This is a genomic window from Planococcus sp. SE5232 (assembly GCF_050686535.1).
Lineage (GTDB): Bacteria > Bacillota > Bacilli > Bacillales_A > Planococcaceae > Planococcus.
This window is the reverse complement of record NZ_JBOGCP010000001.1, coordinates 1,589,184-1,605,104: the sequence shown is the minus strand read 5'-3', so window position 1 is coordinate 1,605,104 and position 15,921 is coordinate 1,589,184. Positions and strand designations below refer to the sequence as shown.

The following is a 15,921-nucleotide window of genomic DNA, read 5'->3' as shown; positions in this document are numbered from 1 at the left end:
AAATTTCCTCCTTTCATTCAAACGACTGCTGCCAGTCGAACCATTCTGGATTATCGGGTTCCAATACCTGCAGCTCTTTAATAATTTCGAGAGCGGCCTCTCTTTTTCCTTCTTCTATCAGGAATAAGGCATACTTTTTCAGAAAGCCTGCATCCTCTTTAAAGGATGGATAAGCCTTATCGTAATAAACAATTGCCTGCCCGTAATTTTCTGCACGTTCATAGGCTTCAGCGATCATGGGATAAAGTCCCGCCCAATCGTCGCCGCTTTCGATCACCATCTCTGCAAGCTCGAGCACATCTTCATCCGACTCTTCAGCATGGAAATACGACACCAGCGTGTAGATGGCCTCCATATACTCCGGATCCAACGCAATTGCCTGGCGCAGATGTCCAACACCTTCCTCTGCCTTGCCTAGTTTCATGGCCAGCTTGCCAGCGAATAGATACAATTCCTTGTCGAATTCGTCCCTGGCTATGCCTTCACTTATGGCCTGATAGGCTGCCGGGTAATCTTCTGTCATATTCAGGCTTTGCGCCTTCAATAAATAAGCTGAAAAGTAATCCGGATCGATGTCGATCAATTCGTCAAGACGGCGGACGGCCATTTCATATTGGCGTGTCTGGAAGGCGGCAAATGCTGCACCGAACAGAACATCCGGCGTCGTCTGATCCTCCAACGCTTTTTCATAATGCGGCAAGGCTTCTTCGTAGGCAGCTCCTGCACTGTATACTTCAGCCAGCCGCTCCGAAAAGTTTACGCCTTCAATTGCGATATTTTGCGCTTCCAATTCCTGATAAATTTTCGCCGATTCGAGATAGCGTCCGGAATCCAGCAGCAATTCCGCTTTTGCCTGCTGCAGCAGCGGCTCATCCGGCATCAGTTCTATCGCTTCGTTCAAGCGATTCTCAGCTGCTTCAAGCAATCCCTGCAACTGAAACAGATCTGCCAGCGTAACGAGTGCCTGAGCATACAGCTCGTCATCTTTCGGAACTTCCATGAGGGCATTCAATGCATCGTCTTCACGATCGGCATCAATCAACAGGTTGGCCCGGTCAATGATCAACTGTGCTTCTTCAGGAAAAATGTACTGCAGATGCTCCAGCACCTTAATGGCTTCTTCCACAAAGCCGATTTCTGCAAGCCATTCAGATAGACCGTATTGCTCATCAGGATCTCCCTGCAGCAAATACTTATCCAGTAAGGTGTTCAGGAGATCGGGATCCCCTTGTTCCACCGCTTTTTGTATCTCTTCAATATTAGCCATATTATCACCTATTCCTTCACGTTCTTACTCTCATCCTACACGAAAGAACCGCTTTATCATAATAAAAAACTCTCCAAGAGGAGAGTCAATTTGTCAGTAAATTCAATTGTTCAAAGAAGTTCGGATAGGAAATTGAGATACATTCCGCATCATCAATCACAACTTCACCAGAAGCCGCCAAAGCGCCGATTGCCGCCATCATGCCCAGGCGGTGATCGCCGTAAGAGGTCATTTCAGCACCGGTCAAGGCTGTTGGTCCATGGATGATCATGCCATCTTCCGTCGCTTCGATGTCCGCGCCCATTTTCGTCAATTCCTTGACGACGGCTGCAATTCGGTCGGTTTCCTTGACCCGCAGCTCTTCAGCGTCTTTAATCACGGTCGTTCCTTCTGCCTGCGTCGCAATAAGGGCGATCAAAGGAATTTCATCAATCAGCCGCGGAATCAAGTCACCGCCGATTTCAATCCCTTTCAAGTTGCTGGAATAAACGGTCAGATCCGCCGAACGTTCTCCCTGTGCATCGTTTTCCTTCAAATCAAAAGAAGCGCCCATTTGTTCAATCACATCCAAAATGCCTGTCCGAGTCGGATTGATGCCGACATTCTCCAAAGTCACTTTACTGTCTTCTGTAATCAAAGCCGCTCCGATCATGAACGCAGCTGATGATATGTCACCTGGCACCTTTACATGGGCTGCTGTCAGCTTCTGGCCGCCTTCGAGCTTGATCTGGTGATCTTCACGCGTAATTGTAGCCCCAAAATGTTCCAGCATGATTTCCGTATGGTCGCGTGACGCAATCGGTTCGTGGATGACTGTCTTGCCAACCGCTTTCAGTGCTGCCAAGAGAATCGCGGATTTCACTTGAGCACTGGCAACTGGCAAGGTATAGTCAATTGCCTTCAACTGGGTTCCTTGAACTGCTAAAGGCGTGTATTGGCCATCCATCCGTCCACGGATGTCGGCTCCCATTAAACGTAGCGGATTGATGATTCGCTTCATTGGACGTTTGGCGATCGATTCATCGCCTGCCAGAATCGAATGGAAGGATGTTCCCGCCAATAAACCAAGCATCAGGCGTGTGGTGGTACCTGAATTTCCTGTGTCCAGAACCTCGGAAGGCTCTTTCCAGGAATCTTCCCCGTCGCTTTGGATGGTAACCAGGTCATCTGCAATATCAATTTCGACGCCTAATTTTTTGAAGCAGGAGATGGTGCTTAAACAATCGTCTCCCATCAGGAAGCCTTCAACTGTAGTTTTCCCGGTGGCCATCGAACCGAACATGATGGCACGGTGGGAGATGGATTTGTCCCCTGGCACTTTGATGCTGCCGGTCAGGGAAGGTTTTTTATACGTTAACGATATTGCCATGGGCTTATCCGTCCTTTCAGGAAATATACGAATCATAGACTGTCCGTGCCGAAATGCATTTCTGTGCACGGGCACGGTCTTCAGCAGTTTGGAAACTGATGACGAGAATACCGAACACATCCTCACGCGTTTCCAGAATCCGAAGATTGACGATGCTGATCTGTTCTTCTGCCAGATAGCCCGTCAATTCCGATATACTGCCGGGAACATCGGGGATGTCAATATAAAGATCAAATACGGAGAACATCGCTCCATGTCCGGCTATCGGCAGTTTGTCGCGTACTGTTTTGGCATGCGAAAAGAATCGCTCAATCGGTTCAGGGTCGTTTTTCACGAGCATATCTTTCAATTGATCCATCTGCTCCATCCAATTGCTTAATTGCTGGACGATCATCGCATTGTTCTGGGTGGTGATGTCACGCCACATTTCCGGATTCGATGAAGCAATACGTGTCGTATCCCGGAAACCGCCTGCTGCCAACTGCCGGGCAAAAGGGAATTTCTCCTCCTGATCCAATTGATGGACCAGCGAAGCAGCGATCAAGTGCGGAAAATGACTGACGATCGCTGTCATATGATCGTGTTCTTCAGCTGGCAGCACTTCGATTTTCGCTTTTGTCACCGCCAATAATTTCTTTAGGAACTGGAGACTCTTTTCATCCGTTTTATCACCAGGCGTTAAAATATAGAAAGCATTTTCAAATAAGACGTCTTTTGCAGCCTCTACACCGCTTTTATGGGAACCAGCCATCGGATGACCGCCAATAAAAATATGATCCAGACTTTTCGAAGCTTCCATTATTTGTATTTTTGTGCTGCCTGTATCCGTTAAAATGACATTATCTTTTAAATTCCAGTATCTGCTTTGTTCCATCAGTTTAATTGTGGCACCAACAGGCGTAGCAAAAATGATGATATCCGCTTCAGAAGCTGCTTGTTCAAGCGATGGAGGCGAACTATGTATTATGCCCATCTTAAAAGCTTTTCTTGCAGTTAATGCATCAGCATCGTAGCCCGCGACATGAACATCGCTATTGCGCTGAAGCGCTTTTGCCAGCGATCCGCCAATCAAGCCCAATCCAATGATTAAAATATGAGTTGTCACGTCGAACTCACCTGGCTTTTAGCCGTCAGATCCGGGCGTAGTTTCGTCGCTTCATTTAAATAAATATGCTGGATTTCCTGTTGGCTAAGCTCTGTATTGACATGCATCATGACTCGTATACACAAAGGCATGCTGCCGGGAACGTCCATTTCATGCGTGCACATGACCGGTACATAATTCCACTCGTCAATTGTTCGGACAGCCTTTGCAGGAAAAGCCGAAGAAATATCAGTCGTTGTCGAAATGATGACAGAAGCAACCTGATCCGGTTCGATTTTGTTTTCTTTGGCCATCTCCAAAACCAGCCGTCTTGTTTCTTTCAGGACTTCTTCCGGCTGATCTGCAGAAACCGTGATTGCACCTCTTACTCCACGTATCATCAAATCACTTCTCCTATCTGTAAAACTAATTTTCCATATGCTTTACTGGCGTGCTGTTCTTCCACTTTTTCTACAAAAGGCTTGCCCGTCTGCTCCAGCAGCACAAAATTCAACGCGCCTTTCGAGGACTTCTTATCTTTTTTCATATACGGCAATAAGGCTTCAAATTGAATTTCCCGCAATAAATGAAGCGGATAGCCATTTGCATTGGACCATCGGATAAATTCATTCAATTTTTCGTGTCCTGAAAGCAACAATGCGTAGGCCATGCCCAACACCACCGCTTCTCCATGCGTAATTTTGCCGTAACCAAGATGCCCCTCTAAAGCGTGGGCCAAAGTATGGCCGAAATTCAAGTATTTGCGGACGCCGCCTTCAAATTCATCTTCTTCGACGATGGCAGCTTTTACTGCAATGCCTTTTTCCAAATGCCGATTCAGATCCTCTTGGGAAATATCCGCGAAATCACGGATGGCCAAGAGTTCTGCCAGCCACTCTTCATTGGATATGAAAGCATGCTTGATCACTTCAGCCATTCCAGAACGAATTTCTCCCGGTGGCAATGTAGTGAGCAGCTTGCTGTCATACAAAACCGCTTTCGGCTGATAAAACGTGCCGATCATGTTCTTACCCAACTCGTGATTGATGGCTGTTTTTCCCCCAACCGCACTGTCATGGGCTAAAATCGTCGTCGGAAGCTGAATGAACGGAATGCCGCGCATAAACGTTGAAGCGACAAATCCAGCCACATCTCCTGTCGCTCCTCCTCCAAATGCCAACAGCAATGAATTTCTTGAACAGTTTTCGGATAACAGAAAGCTATGGCAGGCCATGAAGGTCTCCACAGATTTCGCGTTTTCTCCAGCAGGGATCGTCATGACACGGATATCCCAGTCTGCCAGAAAACCCATTAAATACTGCAAGTGAAGCTCTGCAACCCGTTCATCCGCTATGACGACAATACGGTCTGCCGCATCGAGCAAAGGACGATATGCATCAGCAAACAAATCGAACACCCCAGAACCGATGTGGACTGTATATGGTTGATCAGCTTCGACCCGCAATTGCTTCATGCTTAAAACTCCTTCGTGTAATTCATATAATTTTTCAGGTTGTCGACCAAACGCGGCATTTGATCCGCATCAAATTGATCCAGCAATGCGTTTGCAACTTCCCAGGCCACTACATGCTCGGCAACAATGGATGCTGCCGGAACCGCGCAGCTGTCAGATCGCTCAATGCTTGCCTGGAATGGTTCTTTTGTTTCGATGTCCACACTGTTTAACGGCTTATATAATGTCGGGATCGGTTTCATGACCCCTCTGACAATAATCGGCATTCCAGTTGTCATGCCGCCTTCGAATCCGCCCAGATTATTGGTTTTGCGCGTATAGCCATGTTCTTCATCCCATAGGATTTCATCATGCACTTCACTACCGGGTTTTCTGGCCATTTCAAATCCTAAACCAAATTCCACGCCTTTAAAGGCATTGATGCTCATAATCGCTGCTGCCAGTTTGGCATCCAGCTTCCGGTCATAATGGACATAGCTTCCGATCCCTGCCGGCATGCCTTCTACGATCACTTCCACTGTTCCTCCGATGGAATCGCCATTCTTCTTGGTTTGGTCAATTAAATCCGTCATTTGTTTGGTAACGGAAGGATCTGCACAATATACTGCATCATTTTCAACGATATCACGGATTTCATCAGCCGACTTCCCAAGGTAACTTTCCGGGTTCACCTTAATGCCGCCGATTTCGGTTACATGAGAGACGATATTGATGCCCAGTTCTGCAAGCAACTGCTTGGCTACTGCCCCAACTGCTACACGGACCGTCGTTTCACGCGCTGACGACCGCTCCAGGACGTTTCTCAGATCCCGGTGCCCATACTTCATGCCACCGTTCAAATCCGCATGTCCGGGACGTGGGCGCGATATTTGGCGTTTCACTTCTTCTGTTTCTTCGATAGGTTCAATGCCCATAATGGAAGTCCAATGTTTCCAATCGTCATTCGCAACGACTAAAGCTACAGGAGAGCCCAATGTTTTGCCATGCCGAACGCCGGAAACAATTTCAACCGTATCTTTCTCGATTTGCATCCGTCTTCCGCGTCCATGTCCGCCTTGGCGTCTTTTCAACTCTTTATTGATCATTTCTGCCGTCAAAGGCAATTGCGCCGGCAATCCCTCTATGATGGCAGTCAATTGCGGACCGTGTGATTCTCCTGCTGTTAAATAACGCATTTACGCTTTCTCCCTTCAACGTGCTAAAGTATTTATGTATCACTATACCATAAGGCATTTCTTCAATTCTATATGAAAATCAGATAAAGTGAAACTTCAATCAATTGAGAATTTTTACCTTCAATAATTGTTCATTTCCAAAATGAAATAGAGCCGCCCGAAAACCGGACGGCTCTAACAGCAAATATAAAAAAAAAAGCAGCTGAGCTGCTTTTCATCAGAGTGGATTAGTTAACCCAGCTGTTCATTGTTTTTTCGTATGAAACCAATTCTTCTTCTTTGAAGAACAAGCCGATTTCGCGTTCTGCGCTTTCAGCAGAATCCGAACCGTGGATCATGTTTTTGCCGACAGTAACTGCGAAGTCGCCGCGGATCGTTCCTGGAGCTGCATCTTTAGGGTTTGTAGCGCCCATCATTTGACGTGCAGTCAAAATAACGTTTTCGCCTTCCCAAACCATTGCGAATACAGGACCTGAAGTGATGAATTCAACCAATTCGCCGAAGAATGGACGTTCTTTGTGCTCGCCGTAATGTTCTTCTGCCAATTCAGTAGGGATCTGCATCAATTTAGCACCTGCTAAATGATATCCTTTTTTCTCGAAACGTGCGACGATTTCTCCGATTACGTTACGTTGAACGCCGTCTGGTTTAACCATTAAAAATGTTTTTTCCATTGTAAACACTCCTCTATTAAAAGCTCAGGCTTATTGCCCACCTTAAAAAATACTATCATTGTCGAGTCATTTGTCAACCGGCAACTTAAAAATTCCGTTTTCCGATAAAGAATGCAATTTTTCGCATTGTTTTCACCGCTCGCCCTTTCGGCAGGAATGTAAGTTCACGCAAAGCTTTTTCCAAATACCGTTCGCTCATCGCTTTTGCTTCCTCGATAGCAGAACTCTTACGGATTGTCTCGACAATCCGCAACCGTTCTTCAGTGGATAATTCCTTATTCAAATTTTCTTTCAACATGGCATAGATTTCGGGATCCTTTCGCGCACACAAAATAGGCAAAGTGATATTTCCTTGGATAAAATCGCTGCCCGCCGGTTTTCCCAATTCTTCATCAGTTGAGGTGAAATCGAGAATATCATCGATAATCTGAAAGGACATCCCGATAAAATAGCCGAAACGGCGAAGATGCGCTGCAGTTTTTTCATCAGTTCCCGAAACAAGCGCGCCCAACTCACAGCTCGAAGAAATCAACAAAGCCGTCTTCCGTTTGATGCGGCGGAAATAATCCCGCAAATTTTGATCCAATTTGTATTTGTCTTTGATCTGAATAATTTCACCACGGCAAACCTCAATCAAAGTCTTCGAAAGAATCTCATGGACACGCGGAGATTCAATTTCAGTTATCCGTTCCAATGCACGGGCCAAAATAAAATCTCCGGTATACATCGCTACACTGTTGTTCCACTGCGCCTTGACAGTCGGTTGGCCTCTCCGGATCTCCGAGTCGTCGATGACGTCATCATGGACCAATGAAGCCATGTGGATCAGTTCGAGCGGCACGGCTACGCGTTTCATGACATCAATATCATAATCGCCGAATTTTCCTGCAAGCAAAACAAAAACAGGTCGGATTCTTTTCCCTCCGGCCTGCAATAAATGAAGAGACGCATCATTTAAAAGGAGAGATTTGGAATCCACTGCCTGTTCCAATTCCTTCTCGATCATTTCCAGTTCCGGTCTAAGGTCGGAATAGAGCAATTTCAACTTCATCTTTTCCACTTAAAATCCTTCTCCCGCTAATTTACTTTTTTATTCCTAGGTGGAGGGCTGCGGCGCCTCCTGTATACGGTTTGTACTTCACTTTTTCAAATCCGACTTCCGTGAACAGTTTCGCCAGCTGTTTCATGCCCGGGAAAGTTTTTGCCGATTCCTGCAACCATGAATACTCTTTATAGCTTTTAGCGAAAAGCTTGCCGAAGACTGGCATGATGAAACGGAAATACACTCTGAAAAATGGTTTGAAGAGAATGTTCTCAGGCTGTGACGTTTCCAGACAGGCAATCATTCCACCCGGCTTCAGTACACGGTGCATCTCAGAAAGGACTTGGCGGTAATCCGGAACATTACGAAGGCCAAAACCGATTGTCGCAAAATCAAATGAATTATCGGGATATGGCAGTGACATGGCATTTCCCTGTATCAATTTGATTTGAGGCATCTCTTTGGTTTTCTCATGTCCGACATTCAGCATGTTCTGGCTAAAGTCCAGGCCGACGACCTGACCGGTTTCACCGACAGCTTTTCCAAGCGCAATGGTCCAATCCGCAGTTCCACAGCAAACATCGATAGCTGCAGCACCTTTGGGAACCTGCATTTTATACATGGTATCTTCACGCCATTTGTTATGCTGCTGAAAACTGATGACTGAATTCATCTGGTCATAGTTCTCTGAAATCTTTTCAAATACTTCGTGGACTCTTTGTTCTTTTGTTTTAGGCATATCAGTCATCCTTCTCGGGTCAGCTGCTCAGCTCTATGCTGGTGCGGGGTTATTTGATGGAGCAAAAATTGTGCCAGTTCATAATCCAGTGAACAATCAGCGATGGACGCCAATATCTGTCCATGCAGGCTATCCAGCTTTTCCAGCAACCAATGTTCGGTATAAATTTCATGAACAAGATTTGCGTTCAGTTCACGAAGGAAAAGGGTGTAATTTTTGGATTGCAACCGCTTCAGCTCATCTGTGTAGCGTATATACAGCAATGCCTGTTCAGCGATTGGAGCGTATTCGGTATAGCCATAGAATGTATAAAATGACATTAAAAGTTCAGTTTCAATAATAGTAATCGCTTCTTCTATTTCTTCTATCGGCCTGATTTCGTCTTCAAAGAACGAAGTTTTCTTTTCACTCACTTGAATAATGGCGGACGCCAGGTGCTGGACCATGGCAATATTCTTGGCATTCACCAGCATCTGATAATAGATTCCGCTGTACAGATCACCAGCAAGCACGGTCAATTGCTGCTCTTTGATGATAGGTGCATCTTCTCTGATTTGATCATGGGCATGCAAAGCGGCATAGACAATGGAAACCGTTTTTGCAGAGGACTCGACATCTGCAGACCAAGTTTTCCCGTCAAAAAAAGGCAATAACAAAAAAAACAAACGGGATTCTCTGACGGATGGACCATCTGTAAACTGGTCGAGTGTCCGCTGGCGTACAGCATTCAAGACCTCGATTTCCATGGAAATAATTTTCGATTGTATTTGATGTCCCTTCATACTGCTTGCTCCATTCATGATTTAGCCATACTACAATAGTATATCACAGGCAAAGCCTTGCCTTCATCCAATATCGTTTATTTTTTAGCTTCGCTTTCAACGATACCATGGGCAGAATGAATTTCCGCTTTACCGCGGATTTTCATAGCTGAAGTGTGCTCCGTAAACTGGGCAATCATCACTTCGCCTTTATCCAATTTTTCAGTATGGTGAAATTTTGTGTCGTTGCCGCGCGTCAATCCGATGACATTCACGCCATCTTCCTGGGCGCGGATAATAATGTATTCTGTCTGAGCCATTTTCACACCTGCTTTTCCGTATTAGTCCATATTGATATAAGTGATGACTTCCGAACGTTTGATGTCATCGGTTTCCAGTATCCCACGGGAAACGGCTGTCACTGTCTTCGAGCCCGGCTTCTTGATGCCTCTCATGGTCATGCACATATGCTCGGCTTCAATCATGACGTAAACGCCATGCGGGTTTAATGTTTTCATCAATGAATCCGCAATCGTCGAAGTGATGCGTTCCTGAAGCTGTGGACGTTTTGCAACTGTCTCTACCGCACGGGCCAATTTGCTTAACCCAGTCACAACCCCATCGCGAGGTATATAGGCGATATGCGCTTTTCCGAAAAACGGAACGAGGTGATGTTCGCACATCGAGTAGAAAGGAATATCTTTGACGAGCACCAGTTCTTCATGACCTTCATGAAAAACGGTTTTGAAATATTCTTTCGGATCTTCCTTTAATCCAGAAAATACTTCCGCATACATCTTAGCTACCCTTTTAGGCGTATCCTTTAATCCTTCTCGGTTTACGTCTTCCCCAACCGCCTCTAAAATCATCGAGACAGCTTGTTCTATTTTATCAAGGTCTACCTTCTGTGCTTTCACATCTATCATTCTGTTTCCTCCTGTTGAAGACGAATCGTTATTTGGATGGCAGCAGGATGGCTACCGGCAGATATGTTTTTAACTGTGGTTTGTGTTTTTCCTGGAATGCTTTTGCTTTTCTCATTTTCTAGCTTCAGGAGCCAGACCCTCGGGGTCATAAGTCAACCCAGCTGCGCGGCAAAGTACGCCACTCTGCTCGTCTGTCTTATGCCTGTCGGGTCTAACCGGCTCCCTCCGCTTTTCTCATTGTCTAGCTTCAGGAGCCAGACCCTCGGGGTCATAAGCCGTTCCGCCTGTGTGGCAAAGTGCGCCACTTCGGCGGCCCGTCTTATGCCCGTCGGGTTTTGCTCGATCGTCTCCGCTTTTCTCACATGAATCGTAGCATACGCACAGGTGTTTCGCAAAACTGTTGACTCAAAAAAAGAATGACTTTTGCAAGATTGTGTCTCGCAAAAGTCATCCTATGTACAGAGGCTAAAGCTTACTTCACTGCGTCTTTAAGCGCTTTACCTGGCTTAAATGCAGGAACTTTGCTTGCAGCGATCTCGATTTCAGCGCCAGTCTGTGGGTTACGTCCTTTGCGGGCCGCGCGTTCGCGTACTTCAAAGTTACCGAATCCGATCAACTGAACTTTTTCACCTTTAGTTAGAGCGTCTTGAATCGTCTCAAATGCAGCGTCAACTGCTTTGGCAGCGTCTTTACGAGAAAGTTCAGCTGCTTCAGCAACAGAGTTCACTAATTCTGTTTTGTTCATGCTATTCACCTCCTCTCAAAGGGGATGCAATCATCAATCCTGTAAAAAGAGTATCACATCGAAAATCGCATAGCAACAACAAACAGCCCGCTTTTTCAATAAAACCACCAAATACTAACAAAACTTTCTAAAAAACGGTCATTTCTATCAAAAACGCGTCAAATCAATGTTTTCACTCGTTTAAAAATACCGGCTCATTTTCTTCGTTTATTGTGTAAGGAAGTGAATAAGCGGGTACCACTGGATGGTCCTCATAAAGGATAAAACGGATATCCTGGCCTGGTTCCAGCTCCCCTTCATATTCCTGAAGGGCAGAATAAAGATCCATCGAATAATCAATGTAAACATCCCCACTGCCAGTGATCACCATCGGCAAATTACGACCGCTGTAAGGGCTCACGGCTGTTGGTTCCTCAGAAAAACCCATCGCTTCGTGGTTGAACTTATAGACATTATCTGCAAGGATATCGGAAATCGGAGCTTGTCCACCGTTGGCACTTTTCCGTACATTGACGGATCTTATCGCTTCTGCGGCCTGTAGATCGACCAACTTCACTGTTGGATTTTCTTCAACATCCATAAGTACATACTGAAAAATACCGCCGGTTTCAAATGCGTTTGTTGGTACTTCTGCTGTATAATCAGGAACGATTTTTGAGAAATCGACAGGGTATTTGATGTATTGATCAACATCCATTTCCCGGGTCTTGATCGGCAGCAAACCACCTGTCGCTCCTCTGTATTGATTTACTGCATTTTGAACTGTAATCAGTTGATCCTCATATGGAATCTGATTTTCAGCTCTTTCGCTTTGAGGATATCCGCAGGCTGTCAAAAATGCAGAAATCAGCAGAAGCAGAATGAGCATTGATGTTTTTTTCATTTTTCTCACCTCATGCGCCGCCGGTAGGGCCGCTGAATACTGTGAATATCATGATAAAGAATCCAAGAATCAGCAAGATGTATGCAACTAGCGCGAAAATAAATTTAAGGATGCCGTTTTTCAGTTTGTATCTGCTTAAATAGATAAAGCCCATTGAAATCATCAAAAAAGCAATCCCAGCAAATGATACCCACATTTTGTCTAAAGCACTCATAATTGCCCGCCTTTCATAGTGTTTCAGTCAATAGTATAGCATAAAAAAAGAAGAGTCAGCTTGTAGCATCCTCTTCTTTTGTGACAATTAAAGCAAGTTGATCAAATCTTCCATTTCGTTCTTCTTCATGCGTCCCATCAATTTTCCAACCGCATCGTCAGTCGACACGTTGTCAAAAAGAACTGCATAAAGCGCCGCAGTGATCGGCATCGGCACATCATATGCTTTAGACAATTGATAAGCCGCTTTTGTGGTGCGGATCCCTTCGACGACCATGCCCATTTCTTCCAGCACTTCGTCGAGGGACTTGCCTTTGCCGAGCATATTTCCTGCCCGCCAATTACGCGAATGCACACTCGTACAGGTCACGATTAAGTCACCCACTCCGGTCAATCCGGAGAACGTTAAAGGGGTTGCCCCCATTTTTACGCCAAGCCGTGCGATTTCAGCCAGTCCGCGTGTCATGATGGCCGCTTTCGCATTATCGCCGAAACCTAAACCGTCAGTGATTCCCACTGCCAAGGCAATGATGTTCTTCAAAGCACCGCCGATTTCAACGCCAATGACGTCCGTATTCGTATAGACACGGAAATAATGGTTCATGAACAGATCCTGGATCCGATTAGCTGCTGCGGTGTTCTCGCAAGCCGCTGTAACAGTAGTCGGATGCTCCTGAACCACTTCTTCCGCATGACTTGGACCCGACAATACAACCACATCTTCAATCCATTGTTCCGGTATTTCCTCACGGATCATTTCACTGATCCGCTTTAGTGAATCCGGTTCAATTCCTTTGGAAACGTGAACGAATAGAATCTTACGATCCAGATTCCTTTTGATATCCTGGCAGACTTCCCGGATGGCTTTCGTCGGAACAGCGAGGACAAAAATATCCGCGTGCTCGACAGCTGCAGCCAAATCGCTCGTCGCCTTCAGGCTCTCCGGCAATTGCGTATCTTTTAAATACCGTTTGTTTGTATGCTGGTTGATCTCATCAGCCTGTTCCTGGCGATGTGTCCATAGCAATAAATCATGGCCGTTTTGAGCCAATACATAACTTAATGCGGTCCCCCAGCTTCCTGCTCCAAAAACAGAAACTTTTTCCATAAGCTAAAACCACCTTTTACCTTAAGTACGCGCTCTCGTTATCAGACGAAGAGGAGTTCCTTCAAAATCGAAGCTTTCGCGGATCCGGTTCTGCAGGAAGCGTTCATAGCTGAAATGCATCAGATCCGGTTCATTGACAAAGACGACGAATGTCGGCGGCTTGATGGCCACTTGAGTTGCATAATAAACACGCAGACGACGGCCTTTATCCGTAGGTGCCGGATTCATGGCAACTGCGTCTTCAATTACTTCGTTCAAGATACTCGACTGGATACGTCTTGAATGGTTGTCATTTACTTTGTTGACGATCTCCAAGATATTGTGGACACGCTTGCCGCTGATTGCGGAGACAAACATGATCGGTGCATAATCCAGGAATAGGAAATGCTCACGGATTTTGCGTGTCATGACATTCATGGTTTTCTCATCTTTTTCGATGGCATCCCATTTGTTGACGATAATGATGATCGCTTTACCGGCTTCGTGTGCATATCCGGCAATTTTTTTATCCTGTTCCTGAATGCCTTCTTCTGCGTTCAAGACCACTAAAACAACGTCCGAGCGTTCAATGGCACGCAAAGCACGCAATACGCTGTATTTCTCAGTCGTCTCATAAACTTTCCCTTTTTTGCGCATTCCAGCCGTATCGATAATAACGTATGGCTGGTCATTGTATTCATATTGAGTATCAACAGCGTCGCGCGTGGTTCCTGCGACTTCGCTGACGATAACGCGTTCTTCACCCAGGAATGAGTTCACAAGAGATGATTTGCCGACATTCGGACGGCCGATCAATGAGAATTTGATGACGTCATCCGGATACTCTTCTTCATCGTCTGTCGGGAAGTTTTTGGCTACTTCGTCCAAAAGATCCCCTAACCCCAATCCGTGTGATCCTGAAAGCGGAAAGGGTTCGCCCATTCCAAGTGTGTAGAAATCATAGATCATGTGGCGCATATCAGGATTATCGATTTTATTGACGGCCAAAATGACCGGTTTTTTTGTACGGTATAAAATTTTGGCTACTTGTTCGTCCTGTGCAGTAACACCATCGCGTCCGTTGACAAGGAAAATGATGACATCCGCTTCGTCCATGGCGATTTCTGCCTGCTGGCGGATCTGTTCAAGGAATGGCTCGTCACGAAGATCGATGCCTCCTGTGTCTATAATGTTAAATTCATGTGTCAGCCAATCTGCCGAGCTGTAAATACGGTCACGCGTCACTCCTGGAATATCTTCCACTATGGAAACCCGTTCTCCTACCACGCGATTGAATATCGTGGACTTACCAACGTTCGGCCGGCCTACTATTGCTACTACCGGTTTAGACATAATAAATTCATCCTTCCACTTCTGATATGCCTATTATACACGAAAAAGGCGATGGCATCTGTTAAATGTCCATCCCCTTAAAATGTGCAATATTCAGTTTTTCTCTGGGTTTGCATAAGATGCCGGACTAAAGCCTCTGGCACCGAGATACTGTGCCAATTCCCCGGTAATGACTGCCGGACATTTCTGCAACTCTGTCAGGTTTTCTGCTCCAAGGGCCGTCATTATCATCGCCAAATCTTCATACAACGCTTCTATATCATGGATGAGCTGAGTTTCGCCATCTTGTATTGCGATCTTCAGAAAAGAACCTGCGAGACCCACTGCATCTGCTCCCAGTAGAAAAGCTTTGATCATGTCCTGTGCATCCTGTATACCGCCGGAAGCAAGGACCGTTTTTTTAAAGACGCTCTTCACTTCCACAATCGCTGCAGCTGTCGGAATGCCCCAGTCTTCAAAATAGGCAAGCTTTCTTCGTCGCCGCTCATTTTCGATGAGCGCAAAATTCGTTCCGCCAAAGCCACTGACATCAATTGCCGATATACCGGTATCCTTCAATTTTTCTGCAGCTTCGCGCGATATGCCAAAGCCCGTCTCTTTGATGATCACAGGGACGGAAAGATGCTCAGCAATTGCCTGTATGCGTTCCAACGCTCCCCGGAAATCACGATCTCCTTCAGGCATGGTCAACTCCTGCACAACATTCAAATGAATCTGCAATGCGTTTGCTTCGATCATTTCAACCGCTTCCGCTGCCTGTTGCACAGTTGCTTCGCTGCCAAGGTTTGCGAACAGGATGCCTTCGGGGTTTTGCTTTCTGACAATTGCATAGGACTGCCGTTCGCTGCTGTCTTTGAGTGCCGCCATCTGCGACCCAACCGCCATCGCAACTCCCGTCTCTCTGGCAACCCGGGCTAAAAGACCGTTCAATTGCTCGGTGTCCCTGCCCCCGCCGCCCGTCATGGCATTAATAAAAACAGGTGATTTCAAGTTCAAATCACCTGTTTTTGGTTTTATACTAATATCGGCGACCGCCGAATCAGGCAAAGCCTGATGAACGAACCGGATATCATCGAACATGTTTTTTCTGGTCTGCCCTGTCGATAAAGCGTATTGTATATGATCCATT

Annotated in this window: 18 protein-coding genes; all 18 read right to left on the bottom strand. The window is 46.0% G+C overall.

Annotation, left to right across the window (positions count from 1 at the left end; all coding sequences use genetic code 11):
* Positions 1 to 13: 13 nt before the first annotated feature.
* The gene (locus ACRC6Q_RS07545) at positions 14 to 1,267 is read right to left on the bottom strand and encodes a tetratricopeptide repeat protein (protein ID WP_431466142.1); all 1,254 of its coding nucleotides are present in this window, start codon (positions 1,265 to 1,267) and stop codon (positions 14 to 16) included.
* Between the two features lie 85 nt (positions 1,268 to 1,352).
* Positions 1,353 to 2,636: a 3-phosphoshikimate 1-carboxyvinyltransferase gene (gene aroA / locus ACRC6Q_RS07540; RefSeq protein ID WP_223632811.1), complete on the bottom strand. Its 1,284-nt coding sequence runs from the start codon at positions 2,634 to 2,636 to the stop codon at positions 1,353 to 1,355.
* Positions 2,637 to 2,652: 16 nt separating this feature from the next.
* A complete protein-coding gene (locus tag ACRC6Q_RS07535) occupies positions 2,653 to 3,741 on the bottom strand; it encodes a prephenate dehydrogenase (protein ID WP_223632814.1) in 1,089 nt (362 codons plus the stop codon).
* A complete protein-coding gene (gene aroH, locus ACRC6Q_RS07530) occupies positions 3,738 to 4,121 on the bottom strand; it encodes a chorismate mutase (RefSeq protein ID WP_223632817.1) in 384 nt (127 codons plus the stop codon). Before aroH ends, ACRC6Q_RS07535 begins: the two co-directional genes overlap by 4 nt.
* Positions 4,121 to 5,194, bottom strand: a complete 1,074-nt coding sequence (aroB, locus tag ACRC6Q_RS07525; RefSeq protein ID WP_223632820.1) for a 3-dehydroquinate synthase — start codon at positions 5,192 to 5,194, stop codon at positions 4,121 to 4,123. The genes aroH and aroB overlap by 1 nt, the downstream gene beginning before the upstream one ends.
* Before the next feature lie 2 nt (positions 5,195 to 5,196).
* On the bottom strand, positions 5,197 to 6,369 hold the full coding sequence (gene aroC / locus ACRC6Q_RS07520; RefSeq protein ID WP_223632822.1) for a chorismate synthase: 1,173 nt from the start codon (positions 6,367 to 6,369) through the stop codon (positions 5,197 to 5,199).
* 227 nt (positions 6,370 to 6,596) lie between these two features.
* Positions 6,597 to 7,043 carry a nucleoside-diphosphate kinase gene (gene ndk / locus ACRC6Q_RS07515; protein WP_008431013.1) on the bottom strand — a complete coding sequence of 149 codons (447 nt, stop codon included), beginning with the start codon at positions 7,041 to 7,043 and terminating at the stop codon, positions 6,597 to 6,599.
* A gap of 85 nt (positions 7,044 to 7,128) precedes the next feature.
* Positions 7,129 to 8,094, bottom strand: a complete 966-nt coding sequence (gene hepT / locus ACRC6Q_RS07510) for a heptaprenyl diphosphate synthase component II (protein WP_263298539.1) — start codon at positions 8,092 to 8,094, stop codon at positions 7,129 to 7,131.
* Positions 8,095 to 8,125: 31 nt separating this feature from the next.
* Positions 8,126 to 8,824, bottom strand: coding sequence for a demethylmenaquinone methyltransferase (locus ACRC6Q_RS07505; protein WP_223632829.1), 699 nt, complete (start codon positions 8,822 to 8,824; stop codon positions 8,126 to 8,128).
* A gap of 5 nt (positions 8,825 to 8,829) precedes the next feature.
* Positions 8,830 to 9,606 carry a heptaprenyl diphosphate synthase component 1 gene (locus ACRC6Q_RS07500; protein ID WP_431466141.1) on the bottom strand — a complete coding sequence of 259 codons (777 nt, stop codon included), beginning with the start codon at positions 9,604 to 9,606 and terminating at the stop codon, positions 8,830 to 8,832.
* A gap of 77 nt (positions 9,607 to 9,683) precedes the next feature.
* Positions 9,684 to 9,905, bottom strand: coding sequence for a trp RNA-binding attenuation protein MtrB (gene mtrB, locus ACRC6Q_RS07495; protein WP_006829861.1), 222 nt, complete (start codon positions 9,903 to 9,905; stop codon positions 9,684 to 9,686).
* Between the two features lie 21 nt (positions 9,906 to 9,926).
* Complete coding sequence (folE, locus tag ACRC6Q_RS07490) at positions 9,927 to 10,511, bottom strand: GTP cyclohydrolase I FolE (RefSeq protein WP_431466140.1); 585 nt, start codon at positions 10,509 to 10,511, stop codon at positions 9,927 to 9,929.
* Between the two features lie 472 nt (positions 10,512 to 10,983).
* Entirely contained in the window at positions 10,984 to 11,256 is a 273-nt protein-coding gene (locus ACRC6Q_RS07485) for an HU family DNA-binding protein (RefSeq protein ID WP_006829858.1), read from the bottom strand.
* Positions 11,257 to 11,428: 172 nt separating this feature from the next.
* Complete coding sequence (locus ACRC6Q_RS07480; protein WP_223632838.1) at positions 11,429 to 12,139, bottom strand: hypothetical protein; 711 nt, start codon at positions 12,137 to 12,139, stop codon at positions 11,429 to 11,431.
* Between the two features lie 10 nt (positions 12,140 to 12,149).
* Positions 12,150 to 12,353, bottom strand: a complete 204-nt coding sequence (locus ACRC6Q_RS07475; RefSeq protein WP_223632841.1) for a DUF2768 domain-containing protein — start codon at positions 12,351 to 12,353, stop codon at positions 12,150 to 12,152.
* An 87-nt stretch (positions 12,354 to 12,440) separates the two neighbouring features.
* A complete protein-coding gene (locus tag ACRC6Q_RS07470) occupies positions 12,441 to 13,460 on the bottom strand; it encodes an NAD(P)H-dependent glycerol-3-phosphate dehydrogenase (protein ID WP_223632845.1) in 1,020 nt (339 codons plus the stop codon).
* A 21-nt stretch (positions 13,461 to 13,481) separates the two neighbouring features.
* Positions 13,482 to 14,792, bottom strand: a complete 1,311-nt coding sequence (gene der, locus ACRC6Q_RS07465; RefSeq protein WP_223632848.1) for a ribosome biogenesis GTPase Der — start codon at positions 14,790 to 14,792, stop codon at positions 13,482 to 13,484.
* A gap of 93 nt (positions 14,793 to 14,885) precedes the next feature.
* Positions 14,886 to 15,920, bottom strand: coding sequence for a type 2 isopentenyl-diphosphate Delta-isomerase (gene fni / locus ACRC6Q_RS07460; RefSeq protein WP_431466139.1), 1,035 nt, complete (start codon positions 15,918 to 15,920; stop codon positions 14,886 to 14,888).
* Position 15,921: the final 1 nt, after the last annotated feature.

Bases quoted from the DNA above. Each gene is read 5' to 3' on its own strand.
- ndk (WP_008431013.1), bottom strand. From the start codon at position 7,043: ATGGAAAAAACATTTTTAATGGTTAAACCAGACGGCGTTCAACGTAAC.
- ACRC6Q_RS07475 (WP_223632841.1), bottom strand. From the start codon at position 12,353: ATGAGTGCTTTAGACAAAATGTGGGTATCATTTGCTGGGATTGCTTTT.
- aroC (WP_223632822.1), bottom strand. From the start codon at position 6,369: ATGCGTTATTTAACAGCAGGAGAATCACACGGTCCGCAATTGACTGCC.
- ACRC6Q_RS07480 (WP_223632838.1), bottom strand. From the start codon at position 12,139: ATGAAAAAAACATCAATGCTCATTCTGCTTCTGCTGATTTCTGCATTT.
- folE (WP_431466140.1), bottom strand. From the start codon at position 10,511: ATGATAGATGTGAAAGCACAGAAGGTAGACCTTGATAAAATAGAACAA.
- aroB (WP_223632820.1), bottom strand. From the start codon at position 5,194: ATGAAGCAATTGCGGGTCGAAGCTGATCAACCATATACAGTCCACATC.
- aroH (WP_223632817.1), bottom strand. From the start codon at position 4,121: ATGATACGTGGAGTAAGAGGTGCAATCACGGTTTCTGCAGATCAGCCG.
- ACRC6Q_RS07485 (WP_006829858.1), bottom strand. From the start codon at position 11,256: ATGAACAAAACAGAATTAGTGAACTCTGTTGCTGAAGCAGCTGAACTT.
- ACRC6Q_RS07470 (WP_223632845.1), bottom strand. From the start codon at position 13,460: ATGGAAAAAGTTTCTGTTTTTGGAGCAGGAAGCTGGGGGACCGCATTA.
- ACRC6Q_RS07500 (WP_431466141.1), bottom strand. From the start codon at position 9,606: ATGAAGGGACATCAAATACAATCGAAAATTATTTCCATGGAAATCGAG.
- fni (WP_431466139.1), bottom strand. From the start codon at position 15,920: ATGGATCATATACAATACGCTTTATCGACAGGGCAGACCAGAAAAAAC.
- ACRC6Q_RS07505 (WP_223632829.1), bottom strand. From the start codon at position 8,824: ATGCCTAAAACAAAAGAACAAAGAGTCCACGAAGTATTTGAAAAGATT.
- aroA (WP_223632811.1), bottom strand. From the start codon at position 2,636: ATGGCAATATCGTTAACGTATAAAAAACCTTCCCTGACCGGCAGCATC.
- mtrB (WP_006829861.1), bottom strand. From the start codon at position 9,905: ATGGCTCAGACAGAATACATTATTATCCGCGCCCAGGAAGATGGCGTG.
- hepT (WP_263298539.1), bottom strand. From the start codon at position 8,094: ATGAAGTTGAAATTGCTCTATTCCGACCTTAGACCGGAACTGGAAATG.
- ACRC6Q_RS07545 (WP_431466142.1), bottom strand. From the start codon at position 1,267: ATGGCTAATATTGAAGAGATACAAAAAGCGGTGGAACAAGGGGATCCC.
- der (WP_223632848.1), bottom strand. From the start codon at position 14,792: ATGTCTAAACCGGTAGTAGCAATAGTAGGCCGGCCGAACGTTGGTAAG.